A 19,351-nucleotide genomic window follows, 5' to 3' on the forward strand; every position below is an offset into this window, starting at 1 on the left:
GGTACATGTCAGCATTTGGGCTGGATGTTGGCCGAATATGGTCCGTTGAGCGATGGTCGACATACGCAATGCGAACAGGCCGTTAACGCGGACGGCACCGGCAACGCGCGCGCCGCCCCAGGGAGTTGTGCACCCGGGGCGGCGGCGTGTCTCGGTGAGGGCGGAGCCCTTGTACAGAGATGGGATTACGGGAAGGTGACTTTCCGGCTGCTGACGCAGCTGTGTCCGGCGCGCGGCAACGGACGGAACCCCGGCTCGAGGGGCCGTTCAGTCCTGGTGGACTTCGTTGCGGCCCGGCCCGCCTGACAGCTTGTCGGTGCCCGTCCCGCCCCACAGGACGTCGTCGCCGCTGTTGCCCCACAGCGTGTCGTCGCCCGCCTCGCCGTACAGCTTGTCGTTGCCCTTGCCGCCGTAGAGGACGTCGTCGCCGCCCTTGCCGTGCAGGACGTCGTTGCCGTCCTCGCCGTGCAGCGTGTTCTCCTCGCCGGTGCCGGTCAGGGAGTCGTTGCCGGGGCCGCCGAAGCAATCCTGGCTGCAGCGGGTGAGGGTGTCGTTCCCGGCGTCGCCCCACGGGCCGAAGCCCATCGGGCCGCCGCCACCGTCGAGGCGGTCGTCGCCGTCGCCGCCGTGCAGGAGCGCGGACTCCGACGCCTTGATGACATCGTTGCCCTTGCCGCCGTAGACCCCGGCCCAGGCTTGGCTGTCCAGCCCGAGGGACGCGGTGTCGTTCATGTCGCCGAGGTCGATGTCGTAGCTGTCGGAGTCGTCCGAGTTCTCCGGGATCTTCACCGCGCAGCGCACGGCGGTGCGGTCACCCTCCTCGGGATACGCGCACTCGTCCCACTCCGCCGCGTCGGCGGAGATGGTGATGTCGTACTGGTCGTGGAAGGTGAGGACGTAGTAGGAGTCGTTCTCGCCACGGTGGTCGATCTTCTCGTCGACCGTCACCTTGTTCTGCTGCCCCGGCGCCGCCTTGTACCAGAGCTCGCCGTCCGCGACGACGACGGAAGCCGTGGACCGAGCGGCGGACGGGGCGGCGGCTTGGGCGGTCGACGCCGTTAAGGCGGCCGTGCCGAGAGTCAGGGCAAGAGTGGCGGTGGCCGCGATGGTCCGGTGAATGCGCATGCGGAAGTGACCTTTCGAGAGGTACGTGTGCGGTGGTGCTTTGGTCACCCGGTTAGACAGGAGGCCTGGAAACGGAGTTGCCCGGCCGCTCATGAACAGCGGCGGACAGTGTGGTGACCGGTACGTGGACGGCGCCGCTGCGAGGGCCGTCCACTATTTGAGTGAACGGATCCCGGCAGACCTCTGGAATCGGCACGGCCGTTGGGGCGGCATCCCGCGTGCTCGGCCCGGTTCGGCCAACTCGCCCGGCGGCGGCAGGCCCGGCAAAAAGGCCTTCGTACCGTCACGTCTTCGGAGAGAGTGATGGCCCGTTAGAGGTAGCATCGCTCGCCTCAAGTGCGAGCCTTCGACCCAAATGGGAACCCCATGACGAGCCTTGGCGCATCCGTAGCCCGAGCCCTGGAACTGCTGGCGAAGGACCTCTCGGTCGACCAGTATGTCGAGGCGCTGCTGTACGAGACGGGTGCGAGGCGTCGGCTCGACCTGGCCGACCTCACTCCGGAGGAGCAGGCGAGCCTGATCGCCGGCCGCGCCGTGGGGGTTCTGCCCTCCGAGGACGCCCTCGCGGGGGCCGTCCGGGCCGCGCGGGAGGAGGGTCGGCCGCTGCGCGTGAAGCTCGGCATCGACCCCACGTCGGCCGATGTCCATCTGGGGCACGCCGTGCCCATGATCGTGCTCAGTCGCTTCCAGCGCATGGGCCACGACGTGGTGCTGATCATCGGTGACATCACGGCGAAGATCGGTGATCCGTCCGGCCGGTCCGACGAGCGCCCGCCGCTCACGGACGAGGACATCGCGCACAACCTGGCGACCTACCGGGACCAGGTCGCGCCGTTCTTCGACTTCGAGAAGGCCGCGTTCCGCCGCAACAGCGAATGGCTCACCGAAGTCCGCCTGCCCGAAGTCGTCCGCATCCTGTCGCAGATCCCCGTGTCGATGTCACTCCAGCGGGAGGACTTCCGTACCCGCCTCGCCGAGGGGCACGGCCTGGCCATGTCGGAGTTCATCTACTCCGTGGTCATGGCGATCGACTCCGAGCGCGTCGAAGCCGACATCGAGCTCGGGGGCTCCGACCAGCTGCTGAACATGCAGATGGGACGCAAGGTCATGGAGATCGCCGGGCAGAAGCCCCAGCTCGTCATCACCATGCCGTTGATCGAGGGCACCGACGGCACCGGCGCCAAGATGAGCAAGAGCAAGAACAACTACATCGCGCTCACCGCCACGGCCGACGACATCTTCGGCAAGATCATGTCGATCCCCGACCGGCTCATGGTCCCCTACCTCAAGGCGTGGACCGAGTGGACGGACGCCGAGGTGGACGCCGCCGTCGCCCGTGTCGAGGACAAGAGCCTGCACCCGATGGACCTCAAGAAGGTCCTCGCCGGCGAAGTCGTCGCCGCCGTGCACGGTCTGGACGCGGCGATGGCCGCTCGTCGGCACTTCACGGCCCAGTTCTCCCGGCGCAGTTTCGGGGACGTCGACTCCTTGCCCCTCGTCGACGCGTCTCATGGCGGCGACAGTGTCGGCTCCGTGCTGGCCACGCTGGAGTTCACCACCAGCATGTCGGCAGGCCGTCGCCTCGCGAAGCAGAACGGGCTGCGCTTCGTGCTCGAAACGGAGAATGGCCCCACGGATGTCACATTGTCCGAGGACGATATCGCACGGCCCTTGCGTGAGGCCATTAGTGAGGCGCTTGCGACAACCGGTCTTTCCGGCTCCGTGGCCGGTATCTACCTCAAAGCCGGGCGCAAAGTAGCCAAAATCAACGGCATTCTCTAAGGGCATTACCCCGGGCTATTGCGGGCTGATCAATACCTTCGACCACCTGCAACAACCGACGACGTCGCCACTGGTCATCGTCGCGGACGGGCCGACACCGCAACAAATGCCATGTCTCGATCCCTCCTCTTAGCCGGTAGTTGACCGTTGACCCTATGTGAAGGGGCTGCTAGCGTTCGAGCTCCCCTTACTCGTGCAAGCACCACCCACAATTGGGAGGTCACAAGAGTGAGTACTTCCATCAATGCCAAACCCAGGTTGGCGGTCGGCCAGGTCGGCGCCGAAAGCCTTTCCTATTTGCGGGACGAGGCCGACGGCCTCGGCAAGAAGGCGATGGAACTGACGGATTCATGGGGCCAGGCGATGTTCATCCTGGACCGCGAGACCGTCGAACGGCTCTTCAGCGTCATCGGATTCTCCGATGACGTCGTCTCCGGCGTGTACGACGGTGTCTGCGACATCGCGTACGTCGAGCACAAGGTGACGGGCGAGGCCGCCCGCGCCGAGTTCACCTACCATGCCCTGGACGCCGCCTGCCTGGTGCTGCGTGGATTCTCCGACCTCGGCACGGCCCTGGGCGAGGTCGACGACAGCAACGCGGAAAAGCTCATCACGACAGAGCGCGCCCTGTTCGACCGCATCATGGACAGCCTCCCGGACTACTGCCGGAACCTCATGTTCTCCCCCGAGGTCGCGGCCAGGGTGGTCACCTCGCTGGGCGGCAGCGTAAGCGCTGACACGCTGTACGAACTCGCCCTGCAGTTCGGCGGCCAGAGCACCAAGGATCTGGAGGGGCGCCGCGGCGTCTCCACCCAGTTCATCCGGGCCTTCACCCTGACGCTCTCGGCGACGGTGTAGCCCTCTGACGCTGTCCAGCCGGCCCGGAGTCGGCTGGACAGCCTTTTCCATGCCTCTTTCTCACCTCCTGATGTCTGGATCACCTGATGCGCGGCCTCACGCAGCAACAGATGGAGCATTACCGGAGAGAGGGCTTCGTAGCAGTTCCGGCGCTGCTGCCCGAGGAAACAATCCGGCTCGTCGACGCCTCCATTGCGGAACTCGCCGAGAAGACGGACGCCGAACTGATCGACCGTGTCTTCGAGTTCGAGCACGAACCCGTCGACGGGAAACGGGTGCCCCGCCGCCTGTACAACCCGTACGAGCAGCACGAGAACTTCCGGAAGCTCGCCGCGGACGAACGCATCACCGACTGCGTGGTCTCGCTGCTCGGCCCGGACCTGGCGTTGCAGCACAGCAAGCTGAACCTCAAACCGGCCAAGGTCGGGGCCCCGGTCGACTGGCACCAGGATCTGACCTATTTCCCGCACACGAACGATGACTTGGTGGCAGTCCTCATCTACCTCGACGACGCCACCGAGCAGAACGGCTGCATCGAGGTGCTGCCTCGGCGGCACCGGCGTTTCCTCGACCACACCCTCAAGGACGGCACCTTCGCCGGCCGGATCACCGAGGACCTCGACGAGGAACGGTACGGCGCCCCGGTCGCGGTGGAGGGCACGGCCGGCAGCGCGATCTTCCTGCATCCGCTGGCCCCGCACCGGTCCGCGAAGAACGTTTCGACGGAACGGCGCCGGGCGCTGATCTACCAATACCGAGCGGCCGACGCGTTCCCCATCTACACCGGGCCGCATGTAGTGGACGTGGAGAACTGCGCACACCACATCCGGGGCGAGCGGTCTTCCGTCGCGCGTTTCGGCGGCCCGCAGCCGGTGATCCACCGGCCCAAAGGCAGCCCGAAGTCGCTGTATCAACTCCAGGAGATGTCGCAGAAGTAGCGTCCCCACCGAACACCCGAGTGCGTCACCCGGGTGAAAATCTCCGGAAGGTGACATGCTGAGCTCGAACCTGCTCGAAGAATTCGCGGACCAGGGCTATGTGATCGCCAGGAACGTCCTTGATCCGGATACGGTGCTGCAGCCCGTCATCGACGAATACGCGTCCGTCGTCGACCGGTTGGGGAAGCAATGGATCCCCGACACATACGACCCGAGCGCGCCCCCCATCGAGCGCATGCTGCAACTGATGCGGGAAACCCATGGCGCCTGCTTCCAGGCCATGGACATCACACTTCCGCTCGAGGACGACATCCTCCCGGACACGCCGATGCATCTGGGCCCCGCGGTCTTCCATCTGCTGCGGAACGAAGCGCTGCTCGACGGTGTGGAGTCATTCATCGGCCCCGAGATCCTGTCCAACCCGGTCCAGCACATGCGGATCAAGCCTCCGCAGCGCAGCATCTCCGCGAAGAACCAGGCGCACACGCTGACGCTGACCGGTAAGACGTCCTGGCATCAGGATCTCGCCGTCGTGACGGAAGACGCGGATCAGACGAACCTGATCGGCGTATGGCTCCCTCTCAACGAGGCGACCACGGAGAACGGCTGCCTGCTGGTCATTCCGGGAAGCCACAAGCTCAACCTCGTGCATCACTGCGACACACCGACGTTCCAGGGAATCCCCGAGCACCTCATCGGCGAGAAAAAGGTGCCCCTGCCCGTTTCCCCGGGGGACGTCATCTTCCTGCACCCCCTGATCATGCATGCCTCCCTCCCGAACGTCAGCGACGGTGGGCGGTGGAGTTTCGACCTCCGATACAGCCCTGTCGGCCAGCCGACCGGCCGCCGCTGGTACCCGGAATTCGTCGCGCGGAGCCGCGCCCACCCGGAAACCGAGCTCACGGACCCGGAACAGTGGGCGGAATCCTGGCGGTCGACCCAACGCGCCCTCGCGGGCAAACCGCGCCCCGCCTTCGCCCGTTGGGATCCGGCAGATCCTCTGTGCGCCTGAACCGAAAGGTCATCGCGATGATTGACCTGGATACGCTCAGCCGCGGCAGCGGGTTCTCCCTCCACGAGGGCCCGCCCCGCCTGGCCCTCGTGCACCATGGATTCCGGGCGAATCAGATCGGGTTCGCGGACGCCCGGCAGGACCGCTTCACCGACCGGTACGCCTCGCTGGGCCTCCTCAATCTGGCACGCTCCGCACAGGCGGACCACGAGTCGAGAAGAATCCCGTACCGCCCCGAGTTCCGGTATTTCGACGAAGACCACTACGCGGACGACGCACGGCTCGCCGAGGACATCACCGCGTGGCTGCGCCCGGCGAAAGCACGGTTCGTCCTGGTCAGTCTGTATTCACTGGCGTTCGAGCGCACCGCGAAAATGCTGGCGACGCTGGACCCTGCGGAGGTGTGCATCGTCATCGGCGGTGCGCACCCCACGATGGCTCCCCGGGCGGACTTCGCCCATGTGGTGGTCAGGGGGGAAGGCGGCGCCGCGCTGCGGCACATCCTGACCGAGTTGCTGGAGCCGTCCTTCGGGGAGGGCCCCGAGGCCCGCGGCATCTGCTTCACCCGCGGCGGCGAGTCCCATATGAGCCCGCCGGCGTTCGACCGGTCCCTCGCCACGATTCCCGCACCGGCCTTCCGGTACGACCTCACCAGGTCACCGGACAACTCCGTCGAGCGAGTCCGCGTACGCTGGTGGAAATCCCTCGGCAGGCGCCCGCAGATCTACATCTGCACCCAGAGCTGCCGTTCCCGCTGTTCGTTCTGCTCGACGTACGTCATCCACGGAAACCTGGTCTCACGCCCGGCCGCGCTCGTATCGGCCGATCTCGACTACATCATCGACGAGTTGGGCCATGACTCGATCGAGTTCCACGACGACGATCTGCTGCAACACGACGAGCTGGACGAGCTCCTCGCCACCCTCGGCGCGCGCCACGTGCCCTGGAGCTGCAACGCTCGCGCCGAGTTCATGGACTCGGAGATCGCCGGAAAACTGTACCGGGCGGGCTGCCGGAAGGTGTTCCTCGGCATCGAATCGCTGAACCAGCGCACACTCGACTACTACCGAAAAGGCACGACGGTCGAGATGAACCAGAACGCGGTGAGAGCGCTCGACGCCGCCGGAATCGGTGTCGTCTGCGGCTTCATCATCGGCGCCCCGCACGACACGGTGGACAGCATCGTGTCCGACATCGACCGGGTCCTCGAACTGCCGATCGTCTTCCTGAGTTCGGCCATCCTCACCCCGGACATCGGCACCGCCGAGTTCAGCCGGGCGAAGAAGCGGATACCCCTCCTGAACTCCCTCGGCGACGAAGGTACGCGGATGAACATACGGCCGCGGCCGGACCTGTTCGGCGCGGAAACCCCCTACGGACTGCCGACCGTGTGTGAGGCGGTGTCGAAGAAGCAGCTCAACGAGCTGTACGCGCTGGCCAACTGCTCGTTCTTCCTCAAGCCGTCCAGCGTGGCCCGTATCGCCCGTCTGACGCCGGCCGACCGTATGGAGGAAGCCGAGGCATGGTGCTCGGTCCAGCTGGAGCGGGCTCGGGAGCTAGCGGAATCCGCGGAGCTCGACGTTGTCCGCACCCGCGCCGCCCAGCTGCTGGCAGCACGCATATGACGGCCACCGGCCGGACCCCGCTCCCCGGAGGGCTGCGGGCCTGCTTCGACGCCCTCGCCGACCCCGAACGTCGTATCGCCGCGGAGTTCCTGAGGGACAGAAGCCTGGGAATCTCCACGCGACAGCGTCGACACCTCCTCCAGCAGCACTACCTCGCTTCGCGCTCTCTCATCAGTCCCCACACGACCGGCGAGATCCTCGGCTTCTGCCGGACGATTCTCACGACTCCGCCGGAGGTCGCCGGCTGCGTCGTGGAAGCCGGCAGCTACAAGGGGTCGAGCTCGGCGAAGTTCAGCATCGCGGCCGGCTTCGCGGGCCGGCGCCTGATCGTCTGCGACTCCTTCGAAGGGCTTCCCCGTATCGACGAGCAGCATGGTCTGAGCATCACCGGACGACCGGTGATCTTCAACGAGGGAGACTTCGCGGGGTCCTTGGACGAGGTCCGCACGAGCGTCGCGAGATTCGGCACCCCCGACGTGTGCGACTACGTTCCCGGCTGGTTCGAGGAGTCGCTGCCCTCGTGGAGCGGGCCGATCGCGGCCATGTACCTAGACGTCGACCTGGCGGCCTCCACACGAGCCTGCCTGAAGTACCTCTACCCGTGGGTGTCACCGGGTGGCCGGGTCTTCTCCCAGGACGGCCATCTCCCCCTTGTCCTCGAAGTGTTCGAGGACAAGCGGTTCTGGAACGAGGAACTGGGGGCTGATCCGCCCACGATCACCAGGATGGGCGGCGAGAAACTGATCAGCTTCACGAAGCCGTGACAACTCTCTCAGTACACGGAACGCTTTTGCTCAGCAGGGCCTCTCACTACCTGTACGGCTGTACCCCTGTGAGAGGAGTTGTTCTGCACAATGCGTCGCTTTCGTGTACTGCTGCTGACCGCGCTGGTGTTGGTCACGGGCTCGATCATCTCGTCCCCTCCGGCCTTCGCCGTCATCGGCGGAGCCAAGAGCACCTACGGTCCGTGGGCGGTACGCATGCTCGTTGACGGCAAACCGGCGTGCACCGGAACCGCGGTCGCCCGCCAGTGGATCCTCACCGCCTCGCACTGCTTCTACGAGCAGGCGCAGCCGGTCGCCGACAAGCGGATCTCGTTCCGGGTCGGCAATCTCGACATGCGGAGGGGCACCACGGTCCGCCCCATACCCCGCAAGCGCGTGGGCAGCGCGCACGCCGACATGATGCTCGTCAAGGTTCCGCCGATGAACATCCCCACGGCGCGCCTGGCCACGGTCGGCGTCAAACGCGGCCAGGCCGTGCGGGTGTACGGATGGGGTGCCACCTGCACCACGGACGAGAGCGCCTGCCAGTCCCCCGTCCTCAAGCAGTCGAACCTGAAGGTCGTCCGGCCCAACGACCCCCTGTGCGCGGGCCACACCGCGCCGGGCGGCCCCGACTTCTGCATGAAGAAGGTCTCGGGGATTCCCGCCGGGGGCGACTCCGGAGGCCCGGTGATGACCGTCGGCCCGCGTGGCACCGAAACTCTCATCGGCGTCTTCAACGGCTCGGACCGGGAGAAGAGCGCAGAGGCCGGGGAGGTGTCCCAGCAGCTCTCCTGGATCCGCTCGGTCATCCGCCGCTAGCGCCGCCACGTGACGCGGCGCCGGCATGACACCGGCGCCGCGTCACGATCGAGGTCGTCCACGCATCGGCCCGTGGCCGTTCGTGGCAGAGTCGTCTCACATGATCGATACTTTCGCGAAGGATTACCTGCACAACGAGCTGCGACTGATGCGCGAGGCACTGGTCTGGAAGCTCGACGGGCTCGCCGAGTACGACATCCGACGCCCGCTGACCTCGACCGGCACCAACCTCCTCGGCCTGGTGAAGCACCTGGCCCTCTGGGAGTCCAGGTATTTCGGCGAGGTCTTCGACCGGCCGTTCCCCGAGGCGCTGCCCCGATGGGACGACACCGCCGAGCTCGGCACCGACATGTGGGCCACCGAACACGAGACCCGCGAGGAGATCGTCGACCGCTACCGTCGGGTTTGGAAGCACGCGGACGCGACGATCACCAGCCTCGCCATCGACTCCCCCGGCCACGTGCCCTGGTGGCCACGCCCCGACGTACAGCTGTTCAACATCCTGGTCCACGTGCTCACCGACACCAGCCGGCACGCCGGGCACGCGGACATCCTGCGCGAACAGCTCGACGGCTCGACAGGGACGTCAGCCGAATACGCGACCCAGCAGGGCGATGCGGCCTTCTGGGAGGCTCGTCGAGCGGAGATCGAACGAGCCGCCAAAGCAGCCGACGCCGCGTCCGGCCGCTGACGTGGTCCTAGGTCGGAGGTCGGTGGGCAAGAGGCGCGTGGCACCCCAAGATTGGCGGCGTGACATCTCGTAGCTTCGACGTGGACACGTTCCTGCAGCAGCCGCTCATCGCTCGCATGGCCACCGACGGGCCGACCGTGCGCCCGGTCTGGTTCCTGTGGGAGGACGGCGCATTCTGGGTGCTGACGGGCCCGTGGACCCGCTTGTTCGACCGGGTGAAGAACGACCCGAACGTCGCGCTCGTGGTGGACGAGTGCGATCTCGTGACGGGTCGCGTCCAGCAGGTGATCGCCCGGGGGCAGGCTGAGCTTGTGCCGTTCGACGTGCCGCGGGGTCGACGCAAACTGGCCCGTTATCTGGGAGCGGACGAGGCTCTGTGGGATGCGCGGTTCGTGAGCTATCTGTATGACGACCCGAGCGAGCGAGGCACGATGTGGCTGCGGTTGTCGCCCGCCTCGCTCACGGCCCAGGACCTCAGCTATGCCGTCGTCCCGTCCTGAGCCGTGAGCCCTTCGTCGCTGCCGTGGATCAGGTCCCCGGCTTGCGGCCGTACACGAAGACGTCGTCGCCCTTGCGCAGCGTGTTCCAGTACTTCACGGCGTCCTTCTTCGTCATGTTGACGCAGCCGTGGGACCCCGGCGGGGACCACACGCTGATGCCGACGGAGTGGAACGCCTGGCCGCCGTCGAAGAACTGGCTGTAGGGCATCGGCACGTGGTAGATGCTCGACACGTGGTCGATGTTGCGCCAGTAGACCTTCTTCAGGCCCGTGCGGGTCTCGTGGCCGTTGCGGCCGGTACGCACCGGCACCGGACCGTACTTGAGGTTCTTGCCGTCCTGGATCCAGCTGAGCTGGAGCGTCAGGTCGACACAGGCGATGCGCCCCTTGTCGGTCGGGCACTTGCCCGCCTTGTTGGGGTTGTCGCCCACCGCCTTCTGCTTGTTCATGAGGTTCATGACGCCCCAGGTGACGCTGCCCGCGTACCCGGCGTTCGGGCTGATCTTGTGTTTCGTCTGGAAGGCCTTGATGGCCTTGCAGTCGGCCGGCGACTGCTTGCCGTCCACCGGGCGGCCGAGGAACTTCTCGACCTGCTTCTGGTACGGCCCGGTCTGCGTCGAGCACGATGCGGCCTGAGCGCTACCGGCGCCCACCGCCACCGTGAGCGGGGCCACCAGCATGGTGATCCCCAACGCCACGGCTCCTGATCTGCGTATGTCCCCCACTGCTGCCCACTCCTCATTCGTCACGCGGCATGCGTCGTTCGTCCGCGGGTCGGATTCCACCTGCTAGACAGGCCGGACCCGTGGTTCGTTGCAGGACGAATTGGCACAGATGTGTAACAGAGGGGGATGCGACGAGGTGCACAGCGGACCCGACGTCGCTGACCACGACTCGGTGATCATCGTTCACGGAGTGCAGAAGGCGGCTGCCCGGTCCCGGCGGCCGTTTCGCCGGGGCCACCCGTGCTGTCGGGTGGCGTCGGCGACTGCTGGGGGATGACGGCGGAGCCGCCTTCGGCCTGGCACTCGAAGTCGTACAACAGGCAACTCGTCTCCGGGGGCGGGACGGTGCTCGGGCCGCTTTCCATCGTGTTGGTGGGGGCGCGGGACGACTCGGAGTCGGGCGTGGTGCTGCCACGGAACACGGCGATCGAGACGATGACGATGCCCACGCCGACGATGGTGAGCACCGCGCTCAGCAGGAAGCCGGTAGTGCGGCGAGAGGGCCGTGGCACGTTCACAGCGTTCCTTTCGAGGGGGGGCTGGGACGCCGGACGTCTGAATTTACGACGGACTCGGGGTGCGGTCACATGCCCGGTCGAAGCGGTGCAGGCAGGCTTGGCCGGTTTTCGATACCCGGTGTGAGCGGGCGAGCGTGCCAGCCAGCCAGCCACAAGATGACGTGATTCCGCAACTGCCCTGCGCCGGGACCTGCCATGCTGAGCAGGTTCGAGTCGACCCTCACACCCTGGAGGTTTGATGCGTGCAGGCGTCGTTGTCGCCGCGCAGCCCGGTGTCGAGGAACTCGCTGTGCGGGCCGAGGAGTTGGGCTTGCACAGCTTCTGGGTCAACGACACTCCGATGGTCCACGGCGACCCCTTCGTCGCCCTGAGCCTGTGCGCGAAGGCCACCAGCCGCATCAGGCTCGGTATCGGCGTGACCTCGCCGGCGCTGCGTTCGGCACCGGCCGCCGCGAGTGGGCTCGCCAGCATCAACGCCCTGGCACCGGGCCGGATCAGCTGCGGAGTCGGCACCGGAAACACCGCCCGGCGCACCCTGGGCATGCGGCCGACCACGGTGGCCCGGCTGGAGAACTTCACCGCCGCACTGCAGGACCTGTGCGCCGGCCGTTCGACCGAGTACCGCGAAGGTGACCGGGTCCGCGACATCCGGTTCCTGCACACCGGGGCGCAGGTGAACACCGTCGACCCGATCGAGTTCGTCGTGGCCGCGCTGCTCGGACCGAAGGCCGCCGCCGTCGCCGGGCGCCGCAGCGCCGGCCTCATCTCCGTCGGCCTGCTGGACCCCACCGCCTGGCACGCGCTGCACGAAACCCGCCACCACGCCGCGCCCCATGACCCCGACTCCCCTACGGACACCCGTGCGAACTCCTACTTGCTCACTGCACTCCACCTGCTAGACGAGGACGAGCACCCCCACAGCGACGCGGCCCGGGACGCGACAGGTCACCTCGTCCTGTCCCTGCTGGCCTTCGCCGCCGACACAGCCGCCGACACACCCGCCTTCTCCGAGCAGCTCGGCCCCGAGGAACGCGACGCGGTGCGGCGGCTTCTCGACCGGCGCGGCACCACCTCCACCGCGCCGGACCGGCACACCAAGCTCTACCCCAACTACCTCGGCCGCATCGCACCGCAGGACAGGGACCTCGTTCTGCCCTCACTGATGAACGCCCTGGCCCTGGTCGGCACCCGCGACGACCTCCTGGCCCGCATCACCACCCTGGAACAGGCCGGCGTCGACGAACTCCTCATCCAGCCGGTGATCGACCCACCCACCGAGATGGCCCAGCTCGCGAAACTTCTGACCTGAGTTTCAACAGTCGAGTTGGTCGGCCAAGTCAGCCAGGTCGTCGGCGTGCATGTCGAACCTGTCCGAGGAGGTGGGCGGGTCGCCGACGGGACGGGCGACGTATGCGGTGCGCAGGCCGAGGTTCTGTGCTCCGCGCAGGTCCCAGGCGTGAGCGGCGACCATCAGGAGCCGCTCCGGCGGTCGTCCGGAGACGGTGACGGCCAGCTGGTAGACCGCTGGGTTCGGCTTGTACGTCTGGGCGTCTTCGGCGGACAGCGCCTGATGCCAGCGCAGTCCGGCGTGGGCGTTGAGTCCCAGCAGCGCCGTCCGGCTCGCGTTGGAGAGTCCGATCAGCGGGAAGCGTTCGGCGAGTCGGGCGAGCCCTGCCACGGTGTCAGGCCACGGCGGGAGCCTGCGACCTGACAGGGCCAGCGCCGCTACGGCGGCCGGGTCGTCGACTCCGGCGGCGTCGGCGACGCGCCGGGCGGCTTCCAGATCGAGGGCGTCACTGGGGAGGTAGGGCCGGACGCCGTCGAGGATGCGGCGTTGCTCGCGCTCGATGTGCTGCTGCCACAGCGACAAGAGCTGCTCGGCCTGGGGATCGTCGATCGACGGGTCGAGTTCGCGAATACCGGCGCGGATACCGGCGGGTTCGTCGACGAGCGTGCCGAGCACGTCGAACACGACGGCATCGATCTCCAGCTTTGACATGGGAGCGGTCTCCTGGACGAAGCAGGGGCGTAAGAGGGGCTGTTGGCCGAACGCAGCGGCAGCCGCCCTGATTCCCGAACCACCGATCACACAGCTGATCCGGGTTTCCTGCGCTGGTTCGCGTTGAAGCGTGCCTTCTTCTCACGGTTCCCGCACGTGTTCATGTCGCACCACTTGCGGGTGCGACTCCGACTCGTGTCGAAGAAGGCCGCTCGGCACGTCGGCGACGCGCACAAGGCCAGCTTTCCGTCTCGTTCGCCTGCGATGATGCTGACCGCGTCGGCGGCGATCACGCTGAGGGCGTCCTCCACGCGGGACGCCGAGCCGAGCTGCCAGCGCCGCTTGCCCTCGGGCGTCAGGATCGCCGCGGCCCGGCCCTGAGCGCTGCGGTCATTGATGACCTGGACAGCGGCAGCGGGGAGAGCGTCCTGGCTCGCGGCGGCTGTCGCGGCGGCGTGAATCGACTCCCTCAGCTCGCGGGCGAGGTCGAGCTGGGCGGGGGTGCAGGAGTCCACGGCGAGGCCGCTCACCGCCAGCCAGTCGACGAGTCGCTCCGGCGTGGGAATGCGTTCCACCGCGTCGCCATGACGCTCCGACAGAGTGCCCGTGAAGCTGGTGGCCAGCACACTGCCGAGGCGGAAGTCAGGGAACGCTGCACGCATGGAACCACCATAGCTGGTTGCGGCGCGGCTCGATGTGCTGCTAGAACCGTCATTGCCGGTTCTCGACGGATCGTGGCCGGTTCCGCGATGGCCAGGAGGTCTCATGCCCCGCCCGACCAGCGACGTACAAGCATTTGAAACCCACGCGACCGACGCCGACCTCGACGATCTCCGCGCGCGACTGGCCGCGGCGCGGCTGCCGGAGGCCGAGACGGTCCATGGCGCCGCGCCCGGCCCTCGTCGATGGGAACAGGGCGTTCCTCTCGCCGACCTCGTCGACGTCGTGAATTACTGGCGTACTGAGTACGACTGGCGGCCGTTCGAAGAGCGCCTCAATCGAATCGGCCAGTTCCGTACGACCATCGACGATCTGGGAATTCACTTTCTGCACCGCCGGTCCGCGCGCGCGGATGCCACTCCCCTGCTCCTGACACACGGCTGGCCGGACAGCATGGTCCGTTTCATCGATGTGGTGGACGAGCTGGCGGATCCACGGAATGCGGACGCGCCGGCTTTCCACGTCGTGGTCCCGTCGCTGCCGGGATTCGGTTACAGCGACAAACCGACCACCACGGGGTGGAGCACCGAAAAGATCGCGGCCGCGTGGGTGGAGCTGATGGAAAGGCTCGGCTACAGCCGCTTCGTAGCCCACGGCGGTGACTGGGGAGGCAATATCACCACGGTTCTCGGCGGCAGGTTCCCGGCGCACGTCATCGGCATCCACAGTACGTTCGCGGAGGCGCCGCCCGGGTCGACGACGGACGGGCTGACGGCGGTCGAGCGCCAGTGGGCAGAGGAGACCCGTGACTTCTGGCGCCACCGCGCAGCGTACGCGAAGCAGCAGGCGACCCGGCCGCAGACCATCGGCTACTCACTCGTCGATTCACCGGTCGGGCTCCTCGCCTGGATCCTCGACAAGTTCGCCGAATGGTCGGACACCGAAGACAGCCCGTTCGAGACGATTTCCATGGACGCCCTCCTCGACAACGTCACCCTGTACTGGCTGACACGGACCGGTGCGTCGGCGGCCCGCATCTATTACGAAAGCCACAACTCACTGGACCCCGAACTCCGCGTCGACGTCCCGGCGGCACTCACCATGTATCCCCACGACGTCGAGAAGTGCCCGCGCCCCTGGGCGCAGGAGCGGTACCGGCAGATCGTCCGATGGAGGACACCCGAAAACGGGGGCCATTTCCCGTCGCTGGAGATTCCCGAGTATTTCGTCAAGGATCTGCAAGAGGGTCTCGCCGCAGTGCTGGCCGCCCATCGGTGAACGCGGCTCGTGCCGGGTGAGGAAGCCGGCTGAGGAAGCCGGGTGAGGAAGAAGCGGACGAGAACGCGCCCTTGCGGCTTGTTGGAATGTCCATGACCATGGGCCGCATGTCGCAGCAGACGGGCACTTCCCGGCGTACCGTCCTGACCGCGGCCGCGGCCGCCACCACGGCCGGAGCCGTCGGTCTGCAGACGGGCCCAGCCGCCGCGCGTGACGGCGGCAGGCCCACGGCCCAGGAACCGCCGCGTGAGCTGCGCGCGATCCTGCGGGAGATCGACCACCGACGCATCGAGGCGACGGTGCGGCGGCTCGCCGCGTTCGGGACCCGGCACACGCTGTCCTCGCAGGACGACCCCGTACGCGGCATCGGCGCCGCCCGCGACTGGATCCTCGCCGAGCTGCGGCGCCACGCTCGGGCCTCGGGCGGCCGGATGACCGTCGAGCTCCAGTCGTACGTCCAGGAACCGGGCCCCCGCATCCCCGCTCCGACGCGCATCACCAACATCGTGGCCACCCTGCGCGGTTCGGCGTCCCCCGACCGGCTGTACGTCGTCTCCGGGCACTACGACTCGCGCGCCAGTGACGTCATGGACTTCACGAGCGACGCGCCCGGAGCGGACGACGACGCTTCCGGGGTCGCGGTCGTCATGGAGCTCGCACGCGTCATGGCGACCCGGCGCGTCGGCGCGACGCTCGTGTTCGCGGCCGTCGCGGGCGAGGAGCAGGGGCTGTTCGGTGCGGCGCACATGGCGGAGCAGTTCAAGCAGCGCAAGGCCGACGTGCAGGGAATGTTCACGAATGACATCGTCGGCAGCTCCACCGCCGACGACGGCACCCGCGACCCGCGGACGATCCGCCTCTTCGCGGAGGGCGTGCCCTCGTCCGAGACACCGGAGGAGGCCGCCGTCAGACGTTCGGTGGGCGGCGAGAACGACTCGCCGACACGCCAGCTCGCCCGCTTCGTCGAGGATGTGGCCGCGAACGACGCGACCGGGATGCGGGTGCGCGTCGTCTACCGCCGCGACCGCTACCTGCGCGGCGGAGACCACATCCCCTTCCTCGAACGCGCCTACCCCGCGGCCCGGTTCACCGAGCCCGCCGAGGACTACGCCCACCAGCACCAGGACGTCCGTGTGGAGGACGGCAAGCAGTACGGGGACCTGCCGGAGTTCTGCGACTTCCCGTTCGTCGCGCGCGTCGCCCGCGTCAACGCCGCCGCCTTGTGGAGCCTCGCCCAGGCCCCCGGCACCCCGCGCGGCGCGAAGATCCTCACCGCCGCGCTGACCAACGAGACCGAGCTGGTGTGGGAGCGCGGCACCGAGGCCGATCTCGCCGGGTACGAAGTCGTGTGGCGCGAGACGACCGACACCGACTGGACCCATGTGATCGACGTCGGCGACGCCACCCGTCACACCGTCGACCTGTCCAAGGACAACGTCTTCTTCGGCGTACGCGCGGTCGGCCGCTCCGGCCTGCGCAGCCCTGTGGCGTTCCCCGCTCCGCAGCGCTGAGTCGCCACGAGGTCGGCGAGGGCCGCGTGGGACGGGGTGTCCTGTTCGGCCGCGTACGTGACCAGACACTGGTCGCCCTCGTCGGGCAGGCGCAGCGTCTCGCGGCGCAGGGTCAACTCACCGGCCGCGGGATGGCGCAGCCGCTCGACGCCGTGCGCGTGCTCCCCCACGTGGTGCTCGGCCCACAGGGCGCGGAAGTCCTCGCTGCGCACGGACAGTTCGCCGAGCAGGTCGCACAGCCGGTCGTCGCAGGAGTGCCGGCCCAGGTCCATGCGCAGGGCCGCGACGGTGCCGCGCGCGGTCTCCTCCCATGCCTCCCGGTCCGGGTACAAGCCGCGCACGGCCGGGTCGAGGAAGATCAGCCAGGCCGCGTTGCGCTGCCCGGGCGGCAGGGCGTCGAAGTCGGTGAACAGCGCCCGTGCCGCTCCGTTGGAGTCCAGGATGTCCAGTCGGCGTCCCAGGACGTACGCGGGCACCTCGCCGAGCGCCATGAGCAGCACCCGCACGCCCGTCCTGACCGGCTGCGGGTCGGGCGGCGTGGAGGACGGGTGACGCAGGGCGCGGGTGAGGTGGCCCAGGTGCGCGCGTTCGGCTTCGTCCAGGCGCAGGGCTCGGGCGACGGCATCCAGGACGTTGTCGGAGACGTTCTGGGTGCGGCCCTGTTCGAGCCGTACGTAGTAGTCGACGCTCACCCCTGCCAGGTCCGCCAGCTCCTCCCGGCGCAGGCCGGGCACGCGTCGACGGCCGCCGAACGGGCGTACGCCGAGGTCCTCAGGTCGCAGCCGGGCGCGGCGGGAGCGGAGGAACGCGGAGAGCTCGGTGCGGAAGTCCATGGATCAAGTGTCCGTCACAGGGTGGTTCTGCCAGACCCAGGGTCGAGCGGAGCCCTGGGTGGGCGTGTGGATCTCCGTCAGAGTCGGTACCGCAAGGCGGCGCATGCGCCGTGAGCCGACGAAGGACCTCGCACTGAGCCGGCGAAGGACCTCGCGCCTAGCGCGGTCCGGACACGCACGTCGGGTCTGGCGCCTCGCGCCTCGCGCCTCACCACTCGTACTTCTGGGAGACCACCATGACCATCACCACCGAGACCACCAAGACCACCGGGACCACCGAGACCGCCGAGCAGACAGCCTCCCTCACCCGCCCCCTCACGGGCCGGGTGGCCGTCGTGACCGGAGCCTCCAGCGGTATCGGCGAGGCCACCGCGCGCCAACTGGCCGCGCAGGGTGCGCGCGTCGCCCTGCTGGCCCGGCGCACCGATCGTCTGGAAGAGCACGTGGCCCGGATCGAGGCCGCCGGTGGCACCGCCCTCGCCCTGCCGACCGACGTGACCGACCCCGCCTCGCTCACCGCGGCCGCCACCGCCATCCACGCCCGGCTCGGCCGAGTGGATCTCGTCGTCAACAACGCCGGACTCGCCCTGCCCGACCTCCTGAACGGTGACGGGACCGTCGGCGCCAACTGGCAGCGGATGATCGACGTGAACGTCACCGGCGCGTTCGCCGTCGTGGAGGTGTTCGTCCCGGACCTGCTCGCGGCAGCGGCCGAGCGGGGCCACGCGGACCTGGTCAACATCTCGTCCGCGGCCGCCCAGACCGTCCTGCCCGGCTTCGCCGGATACGCCGCCTCCAAGGCCGCCTTCAGCCACCTCTCCCGGAATCTGCGGGCCCGGCTCAGCCCCGCCGACGTACGCGTGACGAACATCGAACCCGGCACCGTCGACACCGAGTTCCGTGACCACATCGACGACCCGGCCATCAGCGCCGCCGTGCAGGAGGCCGTGGGCTCCATCGAGGGCATCCCCTCCGGGGACGACGTCGCCGAGCTCATCGCCTTCGCCGTCGGACGCCCGCGACACGTCAATCTGTCCCAGATCTCCGTACTGCCCACACGAGAAGCGTAATCATCGACGTGCTCTCCCGGAGAGGGTCTTCTCCTTGACGCTACTCTCTCCGGCAGCATGCCCCTCCACCGGCCGGCCGCACCAGGAAGAAGGAGAAAGCAGCATGGCGATTCAGCGGATGGACAACGTCGGCATCGTCGTCGAGGACATGGACGCCGCCATCGCGTTCTTCGTGGAACTGGGTATGGAGCTGGAGGGCAGGGCGGAGGTCGAGGGTCCCGTCGCCGACCAGTGCACCGGACTCGACGGCGTCCACTGCGACATCGCGATGGTCCGGACCCCGGACGGCCACAGCCGGCTCGAGCTGGCGAAGTACCGCAGCCCGGCGGCGGTCGGCGCCGGGCCGCGCGACCGGCCGCACAACATCCTGGGCACGCACCGCGTGATGTTCGCCGTCGACGACCTCGAGGACACTGTGGCCCGTCTGCGCCCTCACGGCGCCGAACTCGTCGGCGGGATCGCCCGGTTCGAGGACAGCTATCTGCTCTGCTACCTCCGGGGCCCGGAGGGCATCATCGTCGGACTGGCCGAGCAGCTGGGCTGAGCAAGGTGCTCAAGGGCGAGGCGTGGTCGGCCGATGGCTGAGGCATGCACTCACTTTCTGTGATCAGGGATCGCCACCCTCTCGCCCGGCGCCTGCT

Annotated in this window: 20 protein-coding genes; 14 read left to right on the forward strand and 6 right to left on the reverse strand. The window is 68.0% G+C overall.

Annotated features, from left to right (window positions below; all coding sequences use genetic code 11):
• Positions 1 to 267 precede the first annotated feature (267 nt).
• Positions 268 to 1,125 carry a calcium-binding protein gene (locus tag ACZ56E_RS34865; RefSeq protein ID WP_471220488.1) on the reverse strand — a complete coding sequence of 286 codons (858 nt, stop codon included), beginning with the start codon at positions 1,123 to 1,125 and terminating at the stop codon, positions 268 to 270.
• Positions 1,126 to 1,491: 366 nt separating this feature from the next.
• Between ACZ56E_RS34865 and tyrS the strand changes: the two genes are divergently transcribed.
• From tyrS to ACZ56E_RS34910, 9 genes are all read left to right on the forward strand, one after another.
• Positions 1,492 to 2,907, forward strand: a complete 1,416-nt coding sequence (gene tyrS / locus ACZ56E_RS34870; protein WP_471220490.1) for a tyrosine--tRNA ligase — start codon at positions 1,492 to 1,494, stop codon at positions 2,905 to 2,907.
• Between the two features lie 228 nt (positions 2,908 to 3,135).
• The gene (locus tag ACZ56E_RS34875; RefSeq protein WP_468611893.1) at positions 3,136 to 3,765 is read left to right on the forward strand and encodes a hypothetical protein; all 630 of its coding nucleotides are present in this window, start codon (positions 3,136 to 3,138) and stop codon (positions 3,763 to 3,765) included.
• Between the two features lie 86 nt (positions 3,766 to 3,851).
• On the forward strand, positions 3,852 to 4,703 hold the full coding sequence (locus ACZ56E_RS34880; protein WP_471220492.1) for a phytanoyl-CoA dioxygenase family protein: 852 nt from the start codon (positions 3,852 to 3,854) through the stop codon (positions 4,701 to 4,703).
• 100 nt (positions 4,704 to 4,803) lie between these two features.
• Entirely contained in the window at positions 4,804 to 5,715 is a 912-nt protein-coding gene (locus ACZ56E_RS34885; RefSeq protein ID WP_471220493.1) for a phytanoyl-CoA dioxygenase family protein, read from the forward strand.
• 17 nt (positions 5,716 to 5,732) lie between these two features.
• Entirely contained in the window at positions 5,733 to 7,340 is a 1,608-nt protein-coding gene (locus tag ACZ56E_RS34890) for a B12-binding domain-containing radical SAM protein (RefSeq protein ID WP_471220495.1), read from the forward strand.
• On the forward strand, positions 7,337 to 8,104 hold the full coding sequence (locus ACZ56E_RS34895; protein WP_471220496.1) for a TylF/MycF/NovP-related O-methyltransferase: 768 nt from the start codon (positions 7,337 to 7,339) through the stop codon (positions 8,102 to 8,104). Before ACZ56E_RS34890 ends, ACZ56E_RS34895 begins: the two co-directional genes overlap by 4 nt.
• Before the next feature lie 90 nt (positions 8,105 to 8,194).
• The gene (locus tag ACZ56E_RS34900) at positions 8,195 to 8,926 is read left to right on the forward strand and encodes a S1 family peptidase (protein ID WP_471220498.1); all 732 of its coding nucleotides are present in this window, start codon (positions 8,195 to 8,197) and stop codon (positions 8,924 to 8,926) included.
• A gap of 100 nt (positions 8,927 to 9,026) precedes the next feature.
• Complete coding sequence (locus ACZ56E_RS34905) at positions 9,027 to 9,617, forward strand: DinB family protein (RefSeq protein WP_471220500.1); 591 nt, start codon at positions 9,027 to 9,029, stop codon at positions 9,615 to 9,617.
• An 80-nt stretch (positions 9,618 to 9,697) separates the two neighbouring features.
• Complete coding sequence (locus tag ACZ56E_RS34910; RefSeq protein WP_471220502.1) at positions 9,698 to 10,117, forward strand: pyridoxamine 5'-phosphate oxidase family protein; 420 nt, start codon at positions 9,698 to 9,700, stop codon at positions 10,115 to 10,117.
• A gap of 28 nt (positions 10,118 to 10,145) precedes the next feature.
• Here the strand turns inward: ACZ56E_RS34910 and ACZ56E_RS34915 are convergent, their stop codons facing one another.
• Both ACZ56E_RS34915 and ACZ56E_RS34920 read right to left on the reverse strand, forming a co-directional pair.
• Positions 10,146 to 10,841: a L,D-transpeptidase family protein gene (locus tag ACZ56E_RS34915; RefSeq protein WP_471220504.1), complete on the reverse strand. Its 696-nt coding sequence runs from the start codon at positions 10,839 to 10,841 to the stop codon at positions 10,146 to 10,148.
• A 176-nt stretch (positions 10,842 to 11,017) separates the two neighbouring features.
• Entirely contained in the window at positions 11,018 to 11,353 is a 336-nt protein-coding gene (locus ACZ56E_RS34920; RefSeq protein ID WP_471220506.1) for a hypothetical protein, read from the reverse strand.
• Between the two features lie 244 nt (positions 11,354 to 11,597).
• Here ACZ56E_RS34920 and ACZ56E_RS34925 point away from each other — a divergent pair, with 244 nt between their 5' ends.
• Positions 11,598 to 12,668: an LLM class flavin-dependent oxidoreductase gene (locus ACZ56E_RS34925; protein WP_471220508.1), complete on the forward strand. Its 1,071-nt coding sequence runs from the start codon at positions 11,598 to 11,600 to the stop codon at positions 12,666 to 12,668.
• A gap of 3 nt (positions 12,669 to 12,671) precedes the next feature.
• Here the strand turns inward: ACZ56E_RS34925 and ACZ56E_RS34930 are convergent, their stop codons facing one another.
• Complete coding sequence (locus ACZ56E_RS34930) at positions 12,672 to 13,358, reverse strand: haloacid dehalogenase type II (RefSeq protein ID WP_471220510.1); 687 nt, start codon at positions 13,356 to 13,358, stop codon at positions 12,672 to 12,674.
• An 86-nt stretch (positions 13,359 to 13,444) separates the two neighbouring features.
• Positions 13,445 to 14,020: a CGNR zinc finger domain-containing protein gene (locus tag ACZ56E_RS34935; RefSeq protein WP_471220512.1), complete on the reverse strand. Its 576-nt coding sequence runs from the start codon at positions 14,018 to 14,020 to the stop codon at positions 13,445 to 13,447.
• 103 nt (positions 14,021 to 14,123) lie between these two features.
• Here ACZ56E_RS34935 and ACZ56E_RS34940 point away from each other — a divergent pair, with 103 nt between their 5' ends.
• Positions 14,124 to 15,296, forward strand: coding sequence for an epoxide hydrolase family protein (locus ACZ56E_RS34940; RefSeq protein ID WP_471220514.1), 1,173 nt, complete (start codon positions 14,124 to 14,126; stop codon positions 15,294 to 15,296).
• A gap of 107 nt (positions 15,297 to 15,403) precedes the next feature.
• Positions 15,404 to 16,807: a M20/M25/M40 family metallo-hydrolase gene (locus ACZ56E_RS34945; RefSeq protein WP_471220516.1), complete on the forward strand. Its 1,404-nt coding sequence runs from the start codon at positions 15,404 to 15,406 to the stop codon at positions 16,805 to 16,807.
• On the opposite strand, the gene ACZ56E_RS34950 is transcribed toward ACZ56E_RS34945, so the two are convergent.
• Positions 16,705 to 17,640, reverse strand: coding sequence for a helix-turn-helix transcriptional regulator (locus ACZ56E_RS34950; protein WP_471220518.1), 936 nt, complete (start codon positions 17,638 to 17,640; stop codon positions 16,705 to 16,707). The genes ACZ56E_RS34945 and ACZ56E_RS34950 overlap by 103 nt on opposite strands.
• A gap of 236 nt (positions 17,641 to 17,876) precedes the next feature.
• Between ACZ56E_RS34950 and ACZ56E_RS34955 the strand changes: the two genes are divergently transcribed.
• A complete protein-coding gene (locus ACZ56E_RS34955; RefSeq protein ID WP_471220520.1) occupies positions 17,877 to 18,710 on the forward strand; it encodes an SDR family oxidoreductase in 834 nt (277 codons plus the stop codon).
• A 103-nt stretch (positions 18,711 to 18,813) separates the two neighbouring features.
• Positions 18,814 to 19,254, forward strand: coding sequence for a VOC family protein (locus tag ACZ56E_RS34960; protein WP_471220522.1), 441 nt, complete (start codon positions 18,814 to 18,816; stop codon positions 19,252 to 19,254).
• The last annotated feature ends 97 nt before the right edge of the window (positions 19,255 to 19,351 follow it).

This window comes from Streptomyces sp. NPDC039480, from assembly GCF_055597165.1.